The sequence below is a fragment of the Sphingobacterium composti genome (assembly GCF_009829075.1).
Classification (GTDB): domain Bacteria; phylum Bacteroidota; class Bacteroidia; order Sphingobacteriales; family Sphingobacteriaceae; genus Sphingobacterium; species Sphingobacterium composti.
Genome location: NZ_WUQZ01000015.1, coordinates 49,476 through 73,247, shown reverse-complemented (window position 1 = coordinate 73,247; position 23,772 = coordinate 49,476). Strand labels below are relative to the sequence as shown.

Below are 23,772 nucleotides of genomic sequence, written 5' to 3'. Positions count from 1 at the left end.
CTATTCTCTATTTTTCTTTCAAAACCTCAAGTTTAATTGGTGGCTCCGTACGCTCCTTCAACCCCAATGTATCCGCTCGTTTTGCTATCTCTGATTGAGTTGTCAATTTCATTAACTCCGCAGACAAAGACTTATAATCCCAACTCAATTCTTTCACTTCACGACCCAAACGGTCTATTTGCCTCACTGTACGTTCTGCTAAATGTCGATTCGATATATACAACAGCGCCAAAAACAATAAAAAAGCAATAAATGGAAGATTCTTTGTAACCAAATAGGTTGACAATCTTGACGGAGAAAATAAATCACGAAGAAAACTTTGAGTCACCTCAACTTTTTCTTCTACCGATTCGGAAATTTCCTCCTGAACATCTTCGCTCAGCTCTTGGTTGCGCAATGTATTCCTTCTCGACATACCTGCTGTACTAATTAGTTATCTTTTCCGCTACGCGCAATTTTGCACTTCGCGATCGATTGTTTAATTGCAATTCTTCTTCAGAAGCCGTTATAGCTTTTCGTGATATTACACGAAATGGCTTTATTTCATTTCCAAAAAAATCCTTTTCAACCTCACCTCTAAACTTCCCCTTCAACATGAAATTTTTGACCAATCTATCTTCTAAAGAATGGTAAGACATGATGACCAAACGACCATTCTCTTTTAAAACCGAAATGCTTTGCATCAAAAATTCTTGCAAAGCTTCCAACTCTTTATTCACTTCAATACGCAACGCTTGAAATACCTGAGCGTGATATTTATGTTCTTTTCCTTTCGGAACTAACTTTTTTATCACCTCTTTTAATTCCGCAACCGTATTAATTTCTTTTGTTAGTCGCGCTGTTACAATAGTTTTTGCTAATGACTTGGCATTTTGAACCTCACCATACATACCAAAAATGCGATGTAAATCTTCTTCCGAATACGTATTCAAGACTTTGCGCGCATCCAAATCCGAAACTTGATCCATACGCATATCCAAATCCGCATCAAAACGAATAGAAAATCCACGCTCAGCGTCATCAAACTGATGTGACGACACACCCAAATCGCCCAAAATCCCATCCACTTCTTTCACACCTTCTAAACGCAAATAATTTTTCAAAAAGCGAAAGTTTTGATGAATCAAGACGAAACGCGCATCATCAATAGCATTATTTATAGCATCAGGATCTTGGTCGAATGCTATTAATTTTCCATTCGGACCCAATCTTTTTAGAATCTCACGAGAGTGACCACCACCTCCAAAAGTAACATCCACATACACGCCATCCGGCTTAATATCCAACGCATCCATACATTCATGGAGCATCACAGGCACATGATACACTTGTTCACTAGACATTAAAACCTCCTTCTAAATCAAAATCTCCCATTACTGATTCTGCCAAATCCGAGAAATCTTCTTCAGAAATAGCATTCATTCTCTCTTCATGTTTAGCCTTAGACCACAATTCTACTTTGCTTAGGTTACACACCAACACCAACTCCGAACCCACCTGTGCATAATCCAACAAATTCTTTGGCAACAACACACGACCAGCAGAATCTAAGGTCAATTCCGTAGCACCACTGGTGAATTTTCTGACGAAATCACGATTTTTTGCTTGAAATTGATTTAATCTCGATAATTGAGATAAAATTTTATTCCATTCTGCTCGCGTATAAATCACCAAGTTTCCATCGAAGCCACGATTCACCACAAGCCCTTCACGCTCCACATCAGGCAACTGACGTTTGAGCGCTGCAGGAACTACCATTCTTCCTTTGGCGTCCAGCTTGCATTCGTATTCTCCGATTAAAAAATTCATTCGTAGTCTATATCGCTAATCAAATTTAATGTAAAAGTATACACTTTCTCCCACATACTCCCACAATCCCCCACAAAAAAGTTTTCCACACCCTTAATTACTATAATAACTAGACTAAAAATTATGCATAAAATAGATTTTAAGCGAGGTTTTTATTGATAATCAACATGTTGACACAAGCATTATTTTCTGTCATTTTTTAGCCACAAAACATAAATTTTCAACTAAAAATATAAGTGATTTTGCAGGTTTTTTGAAAAAAGTGGGACAAAGTGGTAGTAAAATCCAACCTTTAATTGAGACTTAATGATGGATAATATGAAGCCTTTTTTATTTGTATTATAGCATTCGTTATTCTCCTACAAAACCAATAATTTTGCAGGATATATTTTCTACTATTTAATTAATATGTATAGAAGTCAAAACTGCGGCGAACTTCGAATCGCTGATGTAAATAAAGAAGTAACTCTAGCTGGTTGGGTACAAAAATCGCGTGACAAAGGATTCATGATTTGGGTAGATTTACGTGATAGATACGGAATCACGCAACTAATCTTTGATGAAGCACGCACGGAAGCTCGCGTGATGCAATTAGCAAAATCTCTAGGCCGCGAATTCGTTATTCAAGTAAAAGGTACAGTAATAGAACGTGAATCAAAAAACAACAATATTCCGACAGGCGAAATAGAAGTTTTGGTTTCTGAACTAACAATTCTAAACGAAGCTCAACTTCCTCCATTCACAATTGAAGACGAGACTGATGGTGGCGAGGATATACGTATGAAATACCGCTATTTGGACATCCGTCGTAATCCTGTTAAAAACAGCTTATTGTTCCGCCATAAGGTTGCACAAGAAGTTCGTAACTATCTTTCAAACCTTGATTTCTGCGAAGTAGAAACACCATATTTGATCAAGTCTACACCAGAAGGTGCACGTGATTTTGTGGTGCCTTCACGCATGAATCCAGGACAATTTTACGCGTTGCCACAATCACCACAGACATTCAAACAATTGTTGATGGTAGCAGGCATGGACCGTTATTTCCAGATTGTTAAATGTTTCCGTGACGAGGATTTACGTGCTGACCGTCAACCAGAGTTTACTCAAATCGACTGTGAAATGTCCTTCATCGAGCAAGAAGACATCTTGAACGTATTCGAAGGATTAACACGTCACCTATTAAAGAAAATCCATAATATCGATATCCAAAAATTCCCACGCATGACTTTTGATGAGGCTATGCGTACCTACGGAAACGACAAACCAGATATTCGTTTCGGGATGAAGTTCGGTGAATTGAATGCAATTGCACAACACAAAGAATTTGGAGTATTCAATTCTGCAGAATTAGTTGTTGGTATTGCTGTACCTGGAGCAGCTTCATACACACGTAAAGAAATCGACGCTTTAATTGATTGGGTAAAACGTCCTCAAGTTGGCGCTTCGGGTATGGTTTACGTGAAATGTGAAGCAAGCGGTCAATACAAATCATCAGTAGATAAATTCTACGACCAAGCTGACTTAGCAAAATGGGCTGAAGCAACAGGAGCAAAAGAAGGCGATTTGATTTTGGTATTATCAGGTCCTGCAAACAAAACAAGAGCACAACTTTCGGCTTTACGTATGGAATTAGGCAACCGAATGGGTTTACGTAAACCAGAAGAATTTTCTCCACTATGGGTTGTAGACTTCCCGTTATTGGAGTGGGATGAAGAAACTGAGCGTTACCACGCAATGCACCACCCATTTACTTCTCCAAAACCTGAAGACATGCACTTATTGGACACAGACCCAGGAAAAGTTCGTGCTAATGCGTATGACTTGGTATTGAATGGAAATGAAATCGGAGGTGGTTCTATCCGTATTCATGATAAAGAAATGCAAGCCTTAATGTTTAAGCATTTAGGATTTACACCAGAGCAAGCCCAAGAGCAATTTGGCTTCTTAATGAATGCTTTCCAATATGGCGCTCCTCCACATGGTGGTTTGGCGTTCGGTTTAGACCGTTTGGTTGCAATTCTAGGTGGTCAAGAAACTATTCGTGACTTTATCGCATTCCCTAAAAACAATTCGGGTCGTGATGTGATGATTGACGCACCAGCGCCAGTAGACCAAGCTCAGTTAGAAGAGTTAAGTTTGGCTTTGGCATTGAAAGCATAAGAATAATTTATTTCCATAATTTATAGGCGTATTCATTAAACTGAATACGCCTATTCTTTTTTGTTTAAAAATTTTCTATTTAGAATTAGAACAGATAAAATGGATATATTTAAAAATTTGCAATTATCATATGACCAAATCAAACATCAATATTATAATCTTCATTATCGTTGCACTTACAAGCGGATGGATTGGAATATTAGTTGATAGCTATATCGAACCAACATCTGAAGCGGAATCATTAGGGATGGGAATCTGGCTGGTATTACCACTTATTGCAGTAATACTACTTCGAACATTTACCGGAGATGGTTGGAGAAAGATGAACATTTCAATCAATTGGGATAATAATATAAAATGGTATATCGCCTCCCTATTAATTTATCCATTGGTGACAGCTACCGTTATATTTATAGGAACAACAATAGGTTGGATGAGCCTCAATGACTTTCGAGCTGACAGCTATACACAAGGTTTTCTCGTATCGCTCATTCCGAATTTTATTAAAAATACTTTTGAAGAATCAGTTTGGCGCGGATATTTAACCAGCAAACTGATTGAAGAAAAAACAAGTGATTTTTGGCTTTATTTAATTGTCGGTTCAGTGTGGGGAGCATGGCATATTCCCTATTATTTATATTTTCTTCCAGAGAATTTGATTACTCAAATTCTTTCTACTGACCGATTTAGTTTTACTCTAGTTGCAATATTATCTATGATTTGTTGGGCTGTAATGTTTGTTGAAATATACCGTCTTACCCAATCTATTTGGCCCGTCGTAATTCTTCATACGATAGAAGATTCTGTAATCAATCATTTAATAATTGATAATCACATTACAATTAATGCAGGCAAAGAAATCTTAATATCTCCCATTTCGGGAATTATCACAACCACACTATACCTTGGTGTAGGTTTATATTTAAGAAAGTTGAGAATAAAAAGTAAAATAACATACACTAAACAGAATATATAAAGCCTAAATCTAAACTAAAGCTAATTAATTTTTCAAATAATTAGTCTATATTTAAAAAGTTGGCAGATTACTTGTCAACTTTTACTTTTGTAAGAGAATTAGGAAAGTCAGCATGGCGCAAAATATAGCAAATAAGTTTATAGAAGAGAGTTCAGCCAAATCCTTCGACCTTCGTCACCGCGAAATCATTAGCAACAATATTGATAAGTACAATTTGTCGTTCGAAAAGGGAAAAAGTAAGTTTTTCGATTTAGAAAATTCTAAAAAGAAAGCGAATCTTATAAAATGGAGAACAATCGAAAACTTAGATAAGTACCTTGTTGATTTTGAAGCAAACTTTACAGCTAAAGGAGGGAAAGTAATTTGGGCAAATGATGCTGAGGAAGCCAGACAGGAAATTTGGAAGATATTTGAAAAGCATAATGCCAAATCAGTTATCAAGTCCAAATCTATGGCTACTGAAGAAATTGAACTCAATCATTTCTTGGAGAAAAAAGGCATCGAGCCAATTGAAAGTGACTTAGGAGAATACATCATTCAGTTACTCGACCATAAACCCTATCACTTCGTAACACCTGCCATGCACCTCAGTTTGGAAGAAATAGCCAAACTATTCCACGAAAGATTTGACACACCGTTGGATGCTACGGCAGAGCAATTGACGATGAAAGCGCGCGAATTGTTGCGTGAAAAATATATAACAGCAGAAATTGGAATTTCAGGTGCGAATTTTTTGGTAGCAGATACTGGAAGTATTGCTATTACCGAAAATGAGGGCAATGCCCGATTAACTACCACATTCCCAAAAGTTCATATTGCAGTAGTCGGTATTGAAAAGGTTATTCCTAGCATGATGGATTTGGATTTGTTTTGGCCCTTATTGGCTTCACATGGAACAGGTCAAAATCTTACTGTGTATAATACGTTATTGAATGGTCCTAGACAAGAAAGCGAAACTGATGGCCCAGAAGAAATGTATGTCGTCCTTTTAAACAATGCTCGCACAAATGTCTTAGAAAAGAAAGACCAACGTCAAGGCTTATACTGTATCCGCTGTGGCGCTTGTTTGAACGTCTGCCCTATTTACCAAAATATTGGTGGACACACCTACGAAACCACGTATCAAGGACCTATTGGCTCGTTGATTTCTCCACATCTCAATGGAATGAAAGAATTCAAGCACCTTTCCTACGCGTCTAGTTTATGTGGAAAATGTACAGAAGTATGTCCTGTAGGCATTGATATACAAAAAATGTTGTTATTGAACCGAAGAGATTCTGTTCAAGAAAACCTAGCTCCAACTTCTGAACAACGCATGTGGAAAGGCTTTACTTTTGCTGTCAAGAAACGCAAGTGGATTGATTTCTTTGGTGGTAAAATGAAAAACTTTTTTATGCGCAATTTCTTCAAAAAAGCTTGGGGAGAAAACAGAGAATTACCAGAATTCCCTGATAAATCTTTCTCCAAACAATGGAAAGAGCAACAAAAGAATAAGGATAAGTAAAAGGCAATGGCTTGTCATTTCAACGACAGGAGAAATCTAATAATTGATAATTGTCAATTAACAATTATCAATTATTAGTTATGATTGAACTTAGTCAATATATTCAAAACCGGTATAAGGCACCAATACAGCCGGAATCTTAATTCCCTTTTCTGATTGATTATTTTCTAAAATAGAAGCAACAATTCTTGGTAAAGCCAAAGCCGAACCATTTAACGTATGTGCTAATTGCATTTTGCCTTCCGCATTTTTGAAACGAACTTTCAAACGATTAGACTGGAATGTTTCGAAATTTGAAACAGAAGACACTTCTAACCAACGCTCTTGTGCAGCCGAATATACCTCCATATCGTAAGTCAATGCCGAAGTGAAACTCATATCACCACCACAAAGACGCAACACACGGTAAGGTAATTCTAATTTTTGCAAAAGACCTTGTACGTATTGGCTCATTTCTTCTAATACTTCGTATGATTTGTCTGGATGTACAATTTGTACCGCTTCTACTTTATCAAATTGGTGTAAACGGTTCAAACCACGTACGTGCGCACCATAAGAACCTGCTTCACGACGGAAACATGGCGTATAGGCACAATGTCTGATTGGGAATTGTTCTTCTTTCACAATCACATCACGGTACAAGTTAGTAACCGGTACTTCCGCCGTAGGAATCAAATACAAATCATCATTCGTAACATGATACATTTGTCCTTCTTTATCTGGCAACTGTCCAGTTGCAAAAGCTGAAGCTTCATTAACCATAATTGGCACTTGCACTTCACTATAACCTGCTTCTGCAGCTTGATCTAAGAAGAAATTGATTAACGCTCGTTGAAGACGTGCGCCTTTTCCTTTATATACTGGGAAACCAGCTCCTGTTACTTTTACACCTAATTCTAAATCAACTATATCATATTTTGTCAACAATTCCCAATGTGGCAATTTGCTATCCGCCAAAGTTGGAACCTCGCCATGTGTCAACACCACCTCATTATCCTCAGCAGAAACCCCTAGTGGAACTGAAGTATGTGGCAAATTAGGCAATTGTACAATCTTATCCTGCAATGCAGATTCTACTTCAGCCAATTTATCTAAGAATTGTTTTTGTTGCTCTTTATATCCGGACGATTTTGCTTTGATAGCTTCTGCTTCTTCTTTCTTACCTTGACGCATCAAATCACCAATTTGCTTAGCAGACGAATTTGCTTCGGCAGCTAACGCGTCGGACTCATTCTGAATCTTGCGGCGTTGTTCATCCAAGCTAATGATTTCATCAACCATCGCTACATCTTTAAAATTCTTAACGGCTAATCTTTCAATAACCGCATCCCTGTTTTCTCGGATATAATTTAACTGCAACATATTATTTTGAGTTTATGCGCACAAAGATAAGAAACTGCGATTGAAATCACCGCCATTGTTCTATGTAGAAATAAAAAAGTCTCTAGTTATATAGAGACTTTTCGAAGGATTATTTATTAATTTACTCTGACTAAGTTCTCCTTATCTTTTTCACTAAGGTTGTTAATATCCTTAATCATTAATCTGTGAGCGTTATTATTTCCTGAACTAACTTTATTTACTAAATTTTCATTAATAAGATCATCTTCAATTTTATACATTGCACCAGTAGCTGGATCCACGATTAACATACCTATTACGCCTCCGATAAGTAAATTTCCAAAATACCAACCATTTAATTTAGAATTAATTGTTATTTTCTTTGTCTCAAAACCATCCTTTTCAAATTTTATTTGATATGTAGCCTTTTTAAAGAAACCATTCCCCGACTTTAGCTTTAATGATGCCGGTGAAATTCCAGAATAAACTTCTAACCCTTTGTCATCTGTTATAACAATTCTAGCATCTGTGGGATTACTATTGATTGAAATAGGCCAATTACTCTTACTTACTATAGAAGCACAACTGCTAAACATAAGTACACCAGCTAATGCCAAACTTTTAATAATATGTTTCATATACGATTAATAAATAGGCTTAAATTTCTCAAAAATAAATATATCTTCATTAAAAAACAATAAAAATCAATAAAACATTGTAGCAGTATAAACATGTCTCCGTTATAGTTATATACATAAGAATAAACTTTTCCATTACAGCTTTCTTAAGGACTTAAACGCCCTGTTTAAGTCTTTTTTCATCACATCGTTTTGCAACTATCTTATATTACGTACCTTTGATGTATGCTATATTTAGTCCCTACGCCTATTGGCAATTTGGAAGATATGACTTTCCGTGCGATACGTATTTTGAAAGAATCAGATTTGATTTTGGCGGAAGATACACGCACAAGTGCGCCGATGCTCAAGCATTTTGGTATTGAGAAAAAAGTCTTTGCGCATCACCAACATAATGAACATAAAGCAGTCTCTGAAATCATCAAATTTTTGAAGGAAGGACAAACTATTTCTTTGATCTCCGATGCAGGAACACCTGCAATATCAGACCCTGGGTTTCTCTTAGTTCGTGAAGCCATTAAAGAGGGCTTAGAAGTTCAATGTCTGCCGGGCGCAACTGCTTTCGTTCCAGCTTTGGTTAATTCGGGTTTACCAAATGATAGATTTTGTTTTGAAGGATTTCTTCCGGTCAAAAAAGGTCGTCAAACGCGCATGAAACAACTAGCTGAAGAGAAAAGAACGATGATTTTTTACGAATCTCCACATCGTATATTAAAAACAATCGAAGAATTCATGGAATATTTTGGCGAAGAAAGACAAGCTTCTATTTCCAGAGAATTGAGTAAATTGTACGAAGAAAATGTGCGTGGCACCTTGGCTGAACTAAAATTACATTTTGAAAACAATCCTATTAAAGGAGAATTTGTATTTTGTGTAGCTGGCGCTGAATAATAGAACAATTTAATTTATCACTTAACTATGAGCTTAGATAAATTTGTACAAGACGGTCAAGACCCGAAAGTAATCGAGAAAATTTATGCGAAGATTTCGACAATGTTGAATCAAGACGAAATCGTGAGTTATATTGCATTGCAAAAAAAACCTGCTGTCACATTATTACCCGATAGTATTGCGATTAGTAATAAACGTATTTTTTTGTGTGAATTTACCAAATTAGGTTTAGCAACGAATTTCGAAATATTCGATTGGAAAGACATCAAAGATATCGCTTTCAAAGAAGAGATTTTCGGCTCCAAAGTTACTGTTATACCTTTTACCGGTGAAAACCTAAGTATAGATTATATTCCAAAAACACAAGCACGCAGGTTGTATCAACTGATAAAAGAAGTGTTGGAGGAAATAAAATCAAATCCGTCAAAGGTAGAGACAAAACCTATCGCGGAAGAGGTAAAACCTACATTCGCAAAGCCAACAACAACCATCAATGAAATGTATGGTGAGCGTGCTCAATCTATTCCAACTCCTATAATTGAAGAAATACAAGAGGAAGAAATCGAAGAGCAAAATTTTGTTCAGCAAGACCATACGTATGTCGCTCCAGTTGTTCCAGTGGCTCCACAACATCAACCACCAACACCGACTCCAATCCCCCCAACACCTGTTGTAGATGAGGTAGAAGATGAATTGACATTGAAATTGAAGAAACTGAAAAATCTCTATGATAAACAGCTGATTTCTCAAGCGGAATACGACAATAAAAAAGCAGAAATTTTATCACAATTATAATATCACGTGAAACAAAATTATTTATTGGCACTTTTAAGTGCCTTTATTCTTTGGTTAGGATGGCCCCCAATTCCTTACAGCAGTTTACTTCTTTTGGTAGGATTCGTTCCTCTATTAATCGCTGTTGAAAATATTATTCGAAGCGATTATCAGAAAAAAGGAACAAAGATATTTTGGACTTCTTTCCTAACCGGATTTGTATGGAATACAGCATCCATTTATTGGGTTTTTAATTCCTTGAATGCGGTATTACCCACTTGGGTATCGCTTTTGATATCCTTAATTCCATTTGGACTTGCCCCGTTATTAATGGCGACAGTCTTACGCATATATTATGAACTTCGTAAAAAGCAATCTGTCATTATCTCATTTGTAGGTTTAGTATCACTGTGGATTGGTTATGAATATTTACACCAAACTTGGGATTTGGCATTCCCGTGGATGACCTTAGGAAATGGTTTTGCCAATTTCCATCAAATCATTCAATGGTATAGCGTAACGGGAGTTTATGGTGGTACATTATGGATTTGGGTAGTTAATATTTTAGCTTTTCTATTCTATTGGCAGTACAAACACAAAGTCCAAGCCTATTCGCAGAAAATTATTCTATCATTAGGAATAGCTACATTTACGCTACCTATTATAATTTCTGTTATTCAATACAACACTTACGAAGAACCTATTAATCCTTCCGAAATAGTGGTCGTACAGCCGAATATAGACCCTTATCAGAAATTTGGCTCGATTTCTCCTTCGGAGCAATTAGAGAATTTAATCAAACTTTCCAAAAGTGTTGCGAAACCCAATACCGAGTTTTTCATTTGGCCAGAAACGGCTATTTCCGAACGCGGAGGAATTAATGAAGAGGACTTTAGACAATATCCTTCTTATACTCGAATTGTAGATTTTCTAGGGCAATATCACAATGGAAATGTATTGTCAGGAATTGAGAGTTACAGAATTTACCAAGATAAACAAACGAATACTGCACGTCCATTTGGCGCGAGTTATGTTGATAGCTTTAACGGTTCGACATTAATAGATGGCTCTAGTATCTTACAATATTACCATAAATCAAAATTAGTTCCAGGTGTTGAGCAATTGCCATTTGGTGATTTCTTAGCATTTATGACGCCGTTGTTTGAGCATTTTGGCGGTACTACGGGCGGATATGGTAAAGACGCTGAACCAAAAGTTTTATATTCTCAAAGTGGTATTGGCGCAGCTCCAACTATTTGTTATGAATCCATCTGGGGTGATTATGTCGCAGAATATGTACAGAAAGGAGCGCAATTTATTGCCGTGATGACCAACGACGGATGGTGGAAAAATACATCCGGAAAGGACCAACATATGGCCTATGCAAAATTGCGTGCTATAGAAAATAGACGTTGGGTAGCCCGTTCTGCTAACACTGGAATTTCAGGTTTTATAAATCAAAAAGGCGATATTATCCAAAACACATCATGGTGGGTACCAGCGGCATTAACACAAGAAATTAACTTGAACGATCAAACCACGTTTTATACTAAAAATGGAGATTTGATTGTATATTTTGGATTATTGGGCAGCTTATTGTCAATTCTCCTGTTAATTATTTCGAAATACAGAAAATAATTCGAAAACATTTCACAAATACCTAATTTTGCAAGATGCACATTTATTTAGATAACGCAGCTACCACACCTTTAGATTCAGAAGTAATTGATGTAATGGTAGCAACTATGCAAAATGAATTCGGAAACCCTTCCTCTATTCATTCGCACGGTCGTCAAGCGAAAACTATTGTAGAAAAAGCGAGAAAAACTATTGCAAATCTTTTGCATGCCTCACCGGCAGAAATATTTTTCACTTCAGGGGGAACAGAAGCAGATAATATGGCTATTGTTCGTTCTATAGAAGCTTATGGAATTACACAGGCTATCACTTCTCCATTAGAGCACCATGCTGTATTACACACATTGGAAGAATTAGCCAAAAATGGGAAGATTCATTTGGATTTATTACAAGTGGATAAGGGAGGAAATGTTGACCTTGTTCAGTTAGAAGAGTTATTAGCTAAAAATCCACGTTCTTTGGTATCGTTGATGCATGCAAATAATGAAATTGGAAATTTGACTGACATAAAAAGAGTTTCAGAACTTTGTCAACAATATAATGCAATATTCCATTCGGATACTGTGCAGACAATGGGACACTACCCACACAATTTATCTGAATTAAAGATTGACTTCATAACTGGTGCTGGACATAAGTTTCACGGCCCAAAAGGAGTTGGTTTTTTATATATTAACGCGAATAACAAAATTAGACCATTAATATTTGGAGGTGCACAAGAACGCAATATGCGTGGTGGTACTGAAAATGTCTATGGTATTGTTGGCCTTGCGAAAGCATTAGAAATCGCATACCGTGATATGGAAGAGCACCAAAGTTACATCCAAGGATTGAAAAGTTATATGATTGAGGAACTGAGAAAAGCGATTCCTTCTGTTGAGTTTAATGGTAATATAGAACCTACACAATCTTTGTATACTGTACTGAATGTTTCTTTACCATGTACAGACATGAGTGATATGCTTTTATTTAATCTGGATATAGCAGGTATATCTGCTTCTGGCGGTAGTGCTTGTAGCTCTGGTTCTGAAATCGGCTCACATGTATTGAGAAGTATAAATACGGATTCGGACAGACCTTCTGTACGATTTTCTTTTAGCAAACAAAACACGAAAGAAGAAATTGATAAAGTAGTCGCAAAACTAAAAGAGATTTGTGAACATAATTAAAAGACATAAAAAATGCGGTTTAAAAACCGCATTTTTTAATTTATTCTTTCTAATTGATATTTCTCAGCCAGATCACCTTTAATATCATTTCCTGTCAAATCTAGTTGTACTAAATTTTCATTATTAATTTTGTATTTATAATCGACACCTTCTAAACTCAAGACATTCCTATCAATAGACCAAGAACCTTCTTTCACAAATTGGTCGCTGGATTTACCTTCATAGCTATAACGCAAAACATATGATTTGTCGTTATGAAGTTCTAATACGGTACTAATTGCATCACAATCGACACAAGGTAAATTACCACTATAAATACCAGCCAAATTTGCGGATAGACTTTCCATATTTACACTATTCTCCTTCCCGACTACAGTCTTTTGATTATTTACACAACTAAATATTGCGAATGCTGATATTATGATTAATGATATGTATAAAGACCAACGCATAGTATTTTTTATATTCAAAAAGAATACCAAAACATTGGATGTTAATTTTTTTTCTTAAAATTTAACAATCATCATCTTCATCCATGCCAAGCAACAGGCTTAAAGCACCCATTAATTCACTTTTAGCGTGATGATTTCGTACTTTGTTAGCAATGAGTATTCCATCCTTATATATTTGTTCGGCCCTTGAATGATCATCCAATTTTTCTAAGAACTTACCAAAATGATAATAAGTTCCTACATAATCAGGAAATCTAGACAACATATTTTCAAAAGATTCTAAGATTTTGACATTATCATCGCCTTTCATATATTCCATTGTCAAGGCATAATGCAAAAATGGATCCTGTGGACTTTCCTTCAAAAATTCTTTTAACTGCTCGATTCGATTCATTTTACAAAAATAAAGTATTGTTGAACAAATATGAGATCTCAAAAAATAAATTTACTATGCCAACATAATAATTAAAAAATATTTGACTATATTTGATAAGTAAACTTAAGTGATAATCATTAATTAAAACCGTACAAAATATGAAAATATTAGTGTGTATAAGTAATGTTCCAGACACGACATCAAAAATCACATTTACCAATAATGATTCCGAATTCAATACAGCAGGAATTCAATATATAATCAATCCATATGACGAAATTGCTTTGGCAAAAGCAATAGAATTAACAAATGGAGGGGAGAATGGCTCTGTTACCGTTATAACAGTCGGTGAAGCTACGACCGAAGCTACAATTCGCAAAGCGTTAGCAATCGGTGCTGATAATGCTGTACGTATCAATGCCATTCCTGCTGATGCGTGGTTTGTAGCTAATCAGATCGCAGATTACGCAAAAAAGAACAGTTTTGATTTGATATTAACAGGTCGCGAATCTATTGATTATAATGGCGCTCAAGTAGGTGCCATGGTAGCGGAATTACTAAGTTTACCATCTGTATCTATCGCAAAAAGCATTTCAATAGATGGAAACCAAGTGAATATCGAACGTGAAATCGAAGGTGGCAAAGAAGTGATATCAGCTACACTACCACTTGTGATAGGAACTGCTGAGGGAGTAGCTGAACCTAAAATTCCAAATATGCGTGGCATTATGGCTGCAAGGTCAAAGCCGCTTGATGTGGTAGAACCAGTAGATGTAAAACCATTAACGAAATTTACTAAATATACTACACCAGCAGCTCGTGGAAATGTGAAATTGATTGATGAAAACAACATCAACGAACTCGTTAATTTATTACATAGTGAAGCTAAAGTCATCTAATCTAGATTAAAGGAAAGTATTATGTCAGTTTTAGTATATATAGAAAATACAGAAGGTCAATTTAAAAAGTCAGCTTTTGAAGTAGCAACCTATGGAAAAGATATTGCAACACAATTAGGAACCGATGTGATAGCAATAGCAATTGGAGATATTGCAACAGATGAATTGACAAAATTGGGCAATTATGGCATCTCAAAAGTATTGCATGTATCAAATGATAATTTAAAAACTTTTGTAAATCAAGCTTACGCAGCTATAATCGCCGCTGCTGCCAAACAACATCAAGCTACTGTGGTCGTATTATCCAATACGTTTAGTGTAAAAGGACTAGCGCCACGGATTGCGACAAAATTGTCAGCAGGATTAGTTTCTGGAGCTACCTCATTACCTACAATCAATGGTGAAACATTCGAAGTGCAAAAAACTGCCTTTTCTAATAAGGCAATTGCATCTGTAAGTGTTGATTCAGCAATCAAAGTAATTACTATCAATCCAAATGGATATGGTGTAAAAGAAATTGGCGGAACTGCAAGTATAGAAAATTTCAATGCGCCAACAGAATCTTCAGATTTTGGTACTATTGTAAAAGACATTGTTCGAGCTACAGATAAAATATCATTACCCGAAGCAGAAATCGTGGTGTCCGGAGGTCGCGGTATGAAAGGGCCCGAAAATTGGGCTATGATAGAAGAACTAGCAGAAGTTTTGGGTGCTGCGACTGCTTGTTCTAAGCCCGTATCAGACGCAGGTTGGCGTCCACATTCGGAGCACGTCGGACAAACAGGTATTGTCGTAAGTCCAAATTTATATATCGCTATTGGTATTTCTGGAGCTATTCAGCACCTGGCAGGAGTCAGCTCATCGAAGACAATTGTCGTGATAAACAAAGATCCTGAAGCACCATTTTTCAAAGTTGCAGATTATGGAATTGTAGGTGACGCTTTCGTTGTAGTTCCAAAATTGATAGAAGCGTTAAAATCATATAAAGCGAACTAAACAAAATCATATCTATAATTAAGGTAGTACGTACAAAAAACATACGTACTACTTTTTTTTTGACATTAATATTCACATCTTTGTATCATTGAAGGCGTTCGGATGAAGAAACTTAAGTTAGATATCGTAGGCTTGTCATACAGCCAGACACAATCGGGAGCATACGCACTTGTCTTGGGCGAGATTAACGGCAATAGACGTCTTCCCATTATCATTGGTAGCTTCGAAGCACAGGCAATTGCAGTCGAAATCGAAAAGATGACACCTAGTCGTCCGCTGACTCATGACCTTTTCAAATCTTTTGCCGATACTTTTGAAATTACTATTGATGAGGTGTTGATTTATAATCTTGTCGATGGAATTTTCTTCGCCAAATTAATTTGTAGCTTAGGTAGTCAAACTCATGAAATTGATGCCCGCACCTCGGATGCAGTAGCACTAGCAGTTCGATTTGAATGTCCTATATACACATACGATTTCATCATGTCTGCTGCAGGTATTGTCATAGAAAGTAATGACTTCGCTTTTTTAGAAAACATGAGTTCTGCTAGCACTTCAGACAAAGTTACTCCTACTCCTTCAAAACAAGAATTCCAACAGCCAAAAGAGGTATCTCCATACGCCTCGCTGACGATGGAACAACTTGAAAAAACACTTGAAAAAGCAATTGCCAACGAGCAATACGAAGTTGCGGCTAAAATTCGTGACGAAATGGAAAAAAGAAAATCATAAAATAATATTATGTCTATCAAATTAAGACTCACCATTATGAACTTCCTGCAGTTCTTTGTATGGGGAGCGTGGTTAATTACAATAGCTAACTACTGGTTCGGCACAAAAAATTGGGATGGAACTCAATTTGGAGCAATATTCGCGACAATGGGAATCGCTTCACTTTTTATGCCGACGCTAATTGGAATAATAGCTGACCGATGGGTCAATGCGGAAAAATTATATTCGCTATTGCATTTTCTTTACGCCATATGTTTGATTTACCTCGCCCAAGTAGATAACCCAAACACTTTCTTTACCGTAATTCTTGCAGCAATGTGTTGTTATATGCCCACGCTAGCTTTGTCCAATTCGATAGCTTATAGTTCATTGACATCGGCAAAATATGATTTGATTAAAGCTTTTCCTCCTATCCGCGTGTGGGGAACTGTTGGGTTTATAGCAGCGATGTGGATAACGAACCTTTCAGGTAATAAAGCAACAGAATTACAGTTTTATATCGCAGCAGCTGGATCAATCACCCTTGCTTTATATTCCATTTTTATGATTCCTAAATGTCCACCACAACGATTGATCAAAGAGAATTCTAAATGGACTGAATTGTTGGGTTTGGAAGCATTCAAGTTGTTCGCTAATTACAAAATGGCCTTATTCTTTATTTTTTCCATGTTTTTGGGAGCAGCTTTGCAATTGACTAATGCCTACGGAGATGTATTTTTGAGTGAGTTTGCTTTCTATCCGAAATATGCAAGCTCGCTTGTCGTTGAAGGCTCAACCATAATCATGTCTATCTCTCAAATCTCTGAAACATTATTCATCTTAGCTATCCCATTCTTTTTGAAGAGATTTGGTATACGTAATGTAATGTTATTTGCGATGATTGCTTGGGTGCTTCGTTTTGGACTATTCGCCTTTGGCAACCCATCTGATGGATTGTGGATGATTATTTTATCTTGTATCGTCTATGGATTAGCATTTGATTTCTTCAATATATCAGGTTCATTATTTGTCGAAAGTTCTACGGATTCGAAAATCAGATCATCAGCTCAAGGTTTGTTTATGATGATGACCAACGGTTTCGGCGCGGTATTTGGTTCGGTAGCTTCGGGCTGGCTGATTGATAAATATTTCACACAAGGATTTAACAATGTGAATGATCTAGCTACCCGATTAGAAACTACAGTTGACAATTATAAGTTCTTAGAATTCATTAGCAGCAAAGGTATATCAATCGAAAATGGTTTTTTCAGTGAAGTTCTTTATTTGAAAGATTGGCATAATATCTGGCTTGCTTTTGCTGGTTATACATTATTGATAGTAATAGCTTTTGCAATACTATTCAAACACAAACACAATCCACAAGAAGTGGATAATATAACGCATTAAACGCGAAAGGGGAAATCAACTGATTTCCCCTTTTATATTATATTAAAATTTCCTTATTTAAAATTATCTTGCTTGTGCTTCTGCGATCATCGTGATTACCGCATCTATAGTTGATTTTGCCGCGTCTTTCATTTTTTGAGTTCCAGCATAATCCGCATCTAAAACAACTTCCTTAGACTTTTCTTTATATGTATATTTTAAAATATAACGAGGAACATTTTTACCTTCTTCCGCATTTGCTCTTGGAGTAGTCATATCGTCATCCACATTCCAAAAACCTAATTCCATCGCCTTACGATGCAAATACAATAAATCATCCTTTCTAAATTTCACTGTATCTTCCAGTACTTTATCATCCTTTGTCAAAAATTGATAAATAGCAGTTTTAGAATCATATTTATTCAACATTTCACCTGGCGTACCATAAGTCAATTCGATAGATTCGAAATCTGCAAATCGATAAGGTGCATTTTTTACCATCGAAGAGTAATAAACCCAACAATAGATAAAAAATGGAACAATAATACAAATGGCTAAAAAGATTCTTTTTGATTTACTAGTCATGACATTAATTATAATATGCTCGCAAAAATACACAAATTGTCTTCACTATTGATGTATTCGCAGATTAAGTGCTTACAATTGACATTTGTATTACTTCTACAAACGGATATTATAATTGTGGGGTACCGCAGCGTGTAAAATATTTATAATACCAAGGATCTTTTAAGTTGGATATGACCACTCCTTGCTTAGTAGATACATGTACAAATTTGTCATTGTGTAAGTAAATTCCGACATGGTCAATCACTTTTCCACCAAAGGAGAAGAACACTAAATCCCCTTCTTTCAGTTGATTATCATATTTTCTTTTAATCACATCTGCCATATCGCGCGAGCTTCGAGGCAAATTTTTACCATAGACCTGTTGATAAATCACCCCTACAAAACCTGAACAATCTATACCTGATTTGGTCTGCCCCCCCATCCGATGCGGACTTCCCATCCATTCATCAACAAACTCATAAAGCAAAACGTTCAATTCTTTTGGATTGGTGCCTAACAGATCCGCATAATATTGCTTTACATCAGCTCTTTTGCCAGATGATGGTCTTTCTACTGTAGTTTTACTTGGTCCCGTTACCGAAGATTTTCTTTTAGCTCCGCAAGAACCTAGAATAAATAAAAAACATATCGGAACAATAAAAAATTGTAATTGCCTCATCATATTCATCTAAAATAACAAAACTACTCATAGACTGTGAATCAACTAATTATTTTTATCCACAATAGTTAGCTACTTTTGGAGCATGAAACAATTTCAAGGCGCTATTGCTGTCTTTATTGGGGCAGCAAGTTTTGGTATATTATCTACTTTTGTAAAAAAAGCCTATGCTGCAGGTTTTTCTTTGGGTGAAGTTACAGGAGTTCAGGCGATGTTGGGAATGCTGATTTTGTGGATAATTTTCATCATCATGAAAATTTGCAAAGTTGACTTTTCAAAATACCAACGTAAAACTCCTTTTTGGAAAATAGGAATTGCTGGAATTTCTACTGGAATCGTAAGTGTCCTTTACTATAAATGTGTGGAACTTGTTCCCGCCTCCGTCGCTATTGTCTTGTTGATGCAATTTATTTGGATTGGCGCATTGATTAATTACTTATTTTTTAAACAAAAGCCTACTAAAAAACATTTTATTGGTATTATATTAATTTTGATTGCAACGTTATTTGCAACCGGCGCATTAGAATCTACAATTCAGGAAATTTCTCCCATTGGAATTGCTTATGGTTTATTCGCAGCATTAGCCTATTCCATTTTTCTTATGGTCAATGGTAAAGTCGGGAATGATTACCCTCCAGTGCAAAAAAGTGCTTTGATGGTATCCGGAGCTTTTATTTTTATATTTCTATTGTTGCAACCAGTTTCCTTACTATCGATTAACGTTGATGCACAAATTTATCAATATGGAATATTATTGGCTTTATTTGGAACGGTATTACCTCCTTTTCTATTTGCTTATGGTATGCCCAAAATTGATTTGGCTTTAGGTTCTATCTTAAGTGCTGTAGAGTTGCCGGTAGCTGTTGCTATGTCCTACTATGTATTACATGAAAATGTTTCATTATTGCAATGGCTAGGTGTAGGATTTATTCTTTCTGTAGTTGTATGGACAAATTATAAGAAGAAAGATAATAGACTTTAATAAAGAAAGTACCATACCTCATGTGGTTGAGGATGATACTTTCTAAAACTTTTTCTAATTTTTAACTAAATCATTGCTCTTCATTAAAGCTTTAGCGTTTTCTGCTATTTTGATAAATTCAGCACGATAGCCTTCGTCATCTGTACCCTTGCTTTGTTTTGCGCGCTTAATAAGAGAATCAAAATTAGCTTGTTGTTTATATGCTGAATTTCGTAATAACATTCCCAATTCAGCTACCGCTGTTGCAAAATTAAAGTCCTCACTCATAGTTTTCAAATCATTGTGTAACACAATTTGCTCTTGCAATTTTGACTTATCTCCATTTGGATCTTTGTATCTGAATTTGACTGTTGCTAATTCTAATGAAGAATTTGAGATATTTTTCGGTTTTGCTTCTTGATATTTCAATGGGTCGACAGAACCTACTTCCTCACTTTTCACACCGACAGGAATAATATCATAAATCGCTGTAACTACATGCCCGACACCCATATCGCCACCAATCTTTTTGTCATTATTGAAATCCTCAGCAGCCATCAATCTATTTTCATATCCTACCAAACGATAATACTGCACGTATTTTGGATTAAACTCCACTTGAATCTTAACGTCTTTAGCCACAGTAAACATTGTACCTCCAAATTCAGAAATCATGGCTTTTCGTGCTTCTGAAATATCATTGATATAAGCATAATTGCCACGACCCTTATTTGCCAACAATTCCAATTTGCTATCTTTATAATTGCCCATGCCATAGCCCAAAATAGAAATATTTACTCCAGACTCACGCTCTCTCTCGATTAACTTCTCCATATCAGCGTCACTTGAAGCACCTACATTGAAATCGCCATCTGTAGCCATCACAATTCTATTATTCCCATTTTTAAAGAAATTTTGACGAGCCAAATTATATGCCATTTTCAAGCCGTCGCCACCTGCTGTTGATCCTCCAGCTTCAAGACCATCGATAATTTCTTTAATTTTCATTTTCTGATCACCGGTTGTACTTTCTAATTTTATCTGTGCATTGCCGGCATAGGTTACAATTGCCACTTTATCCTTATCACGTAGCTGATCTACTAACAACTTTAATGATGATTTCACCAATGGCAATTTGTTTGTGTCATACATCGAACCAGAAACATCAATCAAGAACACAAAATTAGAAGCAGGTAAATTATCTTTTGGAATATCTTTAGCCTTTAAGGAAATACGCAGAAGTTGATGTTTATCATTCCAAGGGGAAGGTGATAATTCAGTTTTTATAGCGACTGGATTATTTCCTTCTGGCGTCGGCATTTCGTATTGAAAATAATTAATCATTTCTTCGATACGAACAGCATCTGCAGGAGGCAAAGCTCCTGAGTTTAAAAATCTCTTCACATTATTATAAGATGCCACATCTACATCGGCCGCAAAAGTAGACAGAGCTTCTTTTATTGGACTGACAAAATTGTTTTCCTCAAAGCCTTTATAAGATTCTGTATTTTGTTCTACTCTTCCCACTCCCCTTATTGTTAAACTTCCTCTGATTCCAGGTGTACCGTAATTAGTTTGTACATTCATTCTAGCTACTCGACCTTGCAGTAAATCTGTAAATTGAGATGGAGGAGCAGAACCTACTACCGATTCCTTGTTTAGTTTAGCATAACCGGTGACAGCCACCTCTTCTAACAATTGAGAATTATCTTTCTCCAAAAATATATTAATTGACTTAGCATCATTAACTAAATATTTAACGCTTACATATCCTAAATACTGAAATTCTAGAGTATCTCCTTTGAAAGAAGGTATGTCAAATTCTCCGTTTTCATTAGTCAGTACATTTTTCTTATTATTTGATACCACCGATACTCCAACGATTGCTGATTTTGTATCCTTATCAGAAACTTTTCCTTTGATCGTAATCAAATTTTGTCCTTTCGCTACTATAGCAAAACAAACCATAAATAATATTATTAGTCTTTTCATATTAAATTCTTATTTAATTTTCCTAATGGATGCAGAAAAAATGAAATTTCCATAATCAAGAAAAAAAAATTATTTTCATGCCGATTATGAAACTAAATGGCTCATCTCATAGCAAAGAAACAGACGAATCTTTGTTGGAAAAATATATTTCCGATAATGATTTATCACTTTTGGGGGAGTTGTACGCGCGACATAGCGAGATGGTATATTATGTATGCCTACGCTATTTCAAAGATGAAGAGAAGAGTAAGGATGCTGTGATACAACTATTTGAGCAACTCATAGTCAAAGTAAAAAAACAAACTATACAAGACTTTCCAAAATGGCTTTATGTAGTCGCAAAAAATTTTTGCCTAATGGAATTGCGTGCAGGGAAAAATAATTTTGAAGTTTCTACAAGTGAATTTGTGGATTTTCCGAATAATTTGCATCCACATGAAAGTTATGCTGAAAAAGAGGAACGATTATCGCAGCTAGAAAACTGTATAGAAAAGCTTCCTGAGAAACAGCGAATAAGCATTGATTTGTTTTTTATCAATGAAAAATGCTATAAAGAAGTCGTTGAAATAACTGGTTTCTCGATGAATGATGTGAAAAGTTATATCCAAAATGGGAAAAGGAATTTAAAAAATTGCATGGAAAAAGCGGATGAGCAAATTTAGTTCTGATATCAATTACCTACGTCAATATGTAAATGGCGAACTTTCTCCTACAGAAATGTATGAGATTGAGCGTGCTATGCATGATGATGAAATGCTAATGGATATTATCGAAGGTTTAGATACAGAGAAATTTTTAAAAAGCTCTCCTCCGACAGCTGCATTACATGACCAAATAGAGATAATCGTTACAAAACATAGTAAAGCTAAAGTATTTAATCTCAAAAAATATTTTGTCGCTGCATCAATAATCGCATTATTTACAATAGGTGGAATATATTTTATTTATAATGACTCACCCGCTACTCGAGTTGGGGATGAATCAATAACTTTTGAACCACACGATTCAGAAAATAATAGTGTTATCCCAGAAATTGCGGACTCAAGTTTAGTAGTATTCTCTGGCAAGGATAGTATCACCAAAGAAAATACACTGGTACAAAATCAAGACAAGTCTTCAAAAGTCGTTTCTACGGAGCCGATTGCTAAAAAGAAACTATTGGTATATCAAGCTAAACCCAAAATGCAAGTGGTCATTGAAGGCCCTAAATATTTAAATAAAGACGAAGCCGAGGTAATCGAGCTAACTCCACGAAGTGAAACAAAAAGTCCCCAAACTGAACTCTTGACGGCAAAAGTAGGAACAGGAACTCCGACTCCAAATACGAATATTGCGAAAACTCAAGCTGATTTGCAACGCTTGGATCTTGATCCACAGACCAAAGCCAATCTTTCGGCCGTCCTTTCACGCCAGACTATAGAAAATAAAGTTGATTTGAAAGAAAAGCAATCTGAAAATACATTAAGTGAAGTGTTAATTACGGGTAATTCTCTTGCAAGTAAAAAACATGGAAACGCAAGAATTGTATCCTCATCTGATGGAATTGATGCATTAGTAGCAAAACCTATCCAAAATGGTAGTCCTTCATGTGGATGGGCAACATTTAATGTATACATGAAAGTTCAACTCAATAAAAAAGGATTTACAACATATAATGTAAATATTTCCTTCGATTTAGACGCTCAAATGAAGCCTACTAACATTGAAATAAAAACCTCATCAAATCCTAAACTGAATGCCGTAATTATCGATATTCTTAAAAATGGACCAACTTGGGAAAATAAAGATCCTAACCACCCAACTTTTATACGAATAAATTCTGAAGAAGCGCAAAAATAATGCTTCTTCAG

General features: G+C 35.9%; 24 protein-coding genes. 14 read left to right on the top strand and 10 right to left on the bottom strand.

Annotated elements, in window-relative coordinates; genetic code table 11:
- Window positions 1–7: 7 nt before the first annotated feature.
- From GOQ17_RS10835 to mraZ, 3 genes are read right to left on the bottom strand one after another with little or no spacing between them, the layout of a single operon-like run.
- On the bottom strand, window positions 8–415 hold the full coding sequence (locus GOQ17_RS10835) for an FtsL-like putative cell division protein (RefSeq protein WP_159637404.1): 408 nt from the start codon (window positions 413–415) through the stop codon (window positions 8–10).
- 10 nt (window positions 416–425) lie between these two features.
- Entirely contained in the window at window positions 426–1,343 is a 918-nt protein-coding gene (rsmH, locus tag GOQ17_RS10830; RefSeq protein ID WP_159637403.1) for a 16S rRNA (cytosine(1402)-N(4))-methyltransferase RsmH, read from the bottom strand.
- Window positions 1,336–1,809, bottom strand: a complete 474-nt coding sequence (gene mraZ, locus GOQ17_RS10825; protein ID WP_159637401.1) for a division/cell wall cluster transcriptional repressor MraZ — start codon at window positions 1,807–1,809, stop codon at window positions 1,336–1,338. Before mraZ ends, rsmH begins: the two co-directional genes overlap by 8 nt.
- A gap of 408 nt (window positions 1,810–2,217) precedes the next feature.
- On the opposite strand from mraZ, the gene aspS reads away from it, so the two are divergent.
- From aspS to GOQ17_RS10810, 3 genes are all read left to right on the top strand, one after another.
- The gene (aspS, locus tag GOQ17_RS10820; RefSeq protein WP_159637400.1) at window positions 2,218–3,972 is read left to right on the top strand and encodes an aspartate--tRNA ligase; all 1,755 of its coding nucleotides are present in this window, start codon (window positions 2,218–2,220) and stop codon (window positions 3,970–3,972) included.
- A gap of 130 nt (window positions 3,973–4,102) precedes the next feature.
- Entirely contained in the window at window positions 4,103–4,948 is an 846-nt protein-coding gene (locus GOQ17_RS10815) for a CPBP family intramembrane glutamic endopeptidase (protein ID WP_159637399.1), read from the top strand.
- Window positions 4,949–5,060: 112 nt separating this feature from the next.
- Entirely contained in the window at window positions 5,061–6,452 is a 1,392-nt protein-coding gene (locus GOQ17_RS10810) for a LutB/LldF family L-lactate oxidation iron-sulfur protein (protein ID WP_159637398.1), read from the top strand.
- A 90-nt stretch (window positions 6,453–6,542) separates the two neighbouring features.
- On the opposite strand, the gene serS is transcribed toward GOQ17_RS10810, so the two are convergent.
- Together serS and GOQ17_RS10800 are read right to left on the bottom strand one after the other, a co-directional pair.
- On the bottom strand, window positions 6,543–7,814 hold the full coding sequence (serS, locus tag GOQ17_RS10805; protein WP_159637397.1) for a serine--tRNA ligase: 1,272 nt from the start codon (window positions 7,812–7,814) through the stop codon (window positions 6,543–6,545).
- 116 nt (window positions 7,815–7,930) lie between these two features.
- Window positions 7,931–8,431: a peptidase associated/transthyretin-like domain-containing protein gene (locus tag GOQ17_RS10800; RefSeq protein ID WP_159637396.1), complete on the bottom strand. Its 501-nt coding sequence runs from the start codon at window positions 8,429–8,431 to the stop codon at window positions 7,931–7,933.
- A 225-nt stretch (window positions 8,432–8,656) separates the two neighbouring features.
- On the opposite strand from GOQ17_RS10800, the gene rsmI reads away from it, so the two are divergent.
- The 4 genes from rsmI to GOQ17_RS10780 are packed head-to-tail and all read left to right on the top strand — an operon-like array spanning window position 8,657 to window position 12,903.
- On the top strand, window positions 8,657–9,322 hold the full coding sequence (gene rsmI, locus GOQ17_RS10795) for a 16S rRNA (cytidine(1402)-2'-O)-methyltransferase (protein ID WP_159637394.1): 666 nt from the start codon (window positions 8,657–8,659) through the stop codon (window positions 9,320–9,322).
- A gap of 27 nt (window positions 9,323–9,349) precedes the next feature.
- Entirely contained in the window at window positions 9,350–10,117 is a 768-nt protein-coding gene (locus tag GOQ17_RS10790) for a PH domain-containing protein (RefSeq protein ID WP_159637393.1), read from the top strand.
- Window positions 10,118–10,123: 6 nt separating this feature from the next.
- A complete protein-coding gene (lnt, locus tag GOQ17_RS10785) occupies window positions 10,124–11,734 on the top strand; it encodes an apolipoprotein N-acyltransferase (RefSeq protein WP_159637392.1) in 1,611 nt (536 codons plus the stop codon).
- A 35-nt stretch (window positions 11,735–11,769) separates the two neighbouring features.
- Window positions 11,770–12,903, top strand: coding sequence for a cysteine desulfurase family protein (locus GOQ17_RS10780; RefSeq protein WP_159637391.1), 1,134 nt, complete (start codon window positions 11,770–11,772; stop codon window positions 12,901–12,903).
- 35 nt (window positions 12,904–12,938) lie between these two features.
- Here GOQ17_RS10780 and GOQ17_RS10775 read toward each other — a convergent pair whose 3' ends face one another.
- A complete protein-coding gene (locus GOQ17_RS10775) occupies window positions 12,939–13,355 on the bottom strand; it encodes a copper resistance protein NlpE (RefSeq protein ID WP_159637390.1) in 417 nt (138 codons plus the stop codon).
- A 61-nt stretch (window positions 13,356–13,416) separates the two neighbouring features.
- On the bottom strand, window positions 13,417–13,749 hold the full coding sequence (locus tag GOQ17_RS10770) for a tetratricopeptide repeat protein (protein ID WP_159637388.1): 333 nt from the start codon (window positions 13,747–13,749) through the stop codon (window positions 13,417–13,419).
- A 140-nt stretch (window positions 13,750–13,889) separates the two neighbouring features.
- On the opposite strand from GOQ17_RS10770, the gene GOQ17_RS10765 reads away from it, so the two are divergent.
- The 4 genes from GOQ17_RS10765 to GOQ17_RS10750 all read left to right on the top strand — a co-directional run bounded on the left by GOQ17_RS10765 (window position 13,890) and on the right by GOQ17_RS10750 (window position 17,744).
- Window positions 13,890–14,630 carry an electron transfer flavoprotein subunit beta/FixA family protein gene (locus GOQ17_RS10765; RefSeq protein WP_159637387.1) on the top strand — a complete coding sequence of 247 codons (741 nt, stop codon included), beginning with the start codon at window positions 13,890–13,892 and terminating at the stop codon, window positions 14,628–14,630.
- A gap of 21 nt (window positions 14,631–14,651) precedes the next feature.
- Complete coding sequence (locus GOQ17_RS10760) at window positions 14,652–15,626, top strand: electron transfer flavoprotein subunit alpha/FixB family protein (protein WP_159637386.1); 975 nt, start codon at window positions 14,652–14,654, stop codon at window positions 15,624–15,626.
- 102 nt (window positions 15,627–15,728) lie between these two features.
- Window positions 15,729–16,358: a bifunctional nuclease family protein gene (locus GOQ17_RS10755; RefSeq protein ID WP_159637385.1), complete on the top strand. Its 630-nt coding sequence runs from the start codon at window positions 15,729–15,731 to the stop codon at window positions 16,356–16,358.
- A gap of 9 nt (window positions 16,359–16,367) precedes the next feature.
- On the top strand, window positions 16,368–17,744 hold the full coding sequence (locus GOQ17_RS10750) for a nucleoside permease (RefSeq protein WP_159637384.1): 1,377 nt from the start codon (window positions 16,368–16,370) through the stop codon (window positions 17,742–17,744).
- Between the two features lie 63 nt (window positions 17,745–17,807).
- On the opposite strand, the gene GOQ17_RS10745 is transcribed toward GOQ17_RS10750, so the two are convergent.
- Complete coding sequence (locus GOQ17_RS10745) at window positions 17,808–18,224, bottom strand: hypothetical protein (protein ID WP_159637383.1); 417 nt, start codon at window positions 18,222–18,224, stop codon at window positions 17,808–17,810.
- A 193-nt stretch (window positions 18,225–18,417) separates the two neighbouring features.
- Window positions 18,418–18,972 (bottom strand): C40 family peptidase, encoded by a 555-nt coding sequence (locus GOQ17_RS10740; protein WP_159637381.1) that lies wholly within the window; start codon window positions 18,970–18,972, stop codon window positions 18,418–18,420.
- Between the two features lie 82 nt (window positions 18,973–19,054).
- On the opposite strand from GOQ17_RS10740, the gene GOQ17_RS10735 reads away from it, so the two are divergent.
- Window positions 19,055–19,951: an EamA family transporter gene (locus tag GOQ17_RS10735; protein ID WP_159637380.1), complete on the top strand. Its 897-nt coding sequence runs from the start codon at window positions 19,055–19,057 to the stop codon at window positions 19,949–19,951.
- A 54-nt stretch (window positions 19,952–20,005) separates the two neighbouring features.
- Here GOQ17_RS10735 and GOQ17_RS10730 read toward each other — a convergent pair whose 3' ends face one another.
- Entirely contained in the window at window positions 20,006–21,922 is a 1,917-nt protein-coding gene (locus GOQ17_RS10730; RefSeq protein ID WP_159637379.1) for a YfbK domain-containing protein, read from the bottom strand.
- Between the two features lie 77 nt (window positions 21,923–21,999).
- Between GOQ17_RS10730 and GOQ17_RS10725 the strand changes: the two genes are divergently transcribed.
- Complete coding sequence (locus GOQ17_RS10725) at window positions 22,000–22,584, top strand: RNA polymerase sigma factor (protein ID WP_236537126.1); 585 nt, start codon at window positions 22,000–22,002, stop codon at window positions 22,582–22,584.
- Window positions 22,571–23,761, top strand: coding sequence for a hypothetical protein (locus tag GOQ17_RS10720; RefSeq protein WP_159637378.1), 1,191 nt, complete (start codon window positions 22,571–22,573; stop codon window positions 23,759–23,761). The genes GOQ17_RS10725 and GOQ17_RS10720 overlap by 14 nt, the downstream gene beginning before the upstream one ends.
- Window positions 23,762–23,772: the final 11 nt, after the last annotated feature.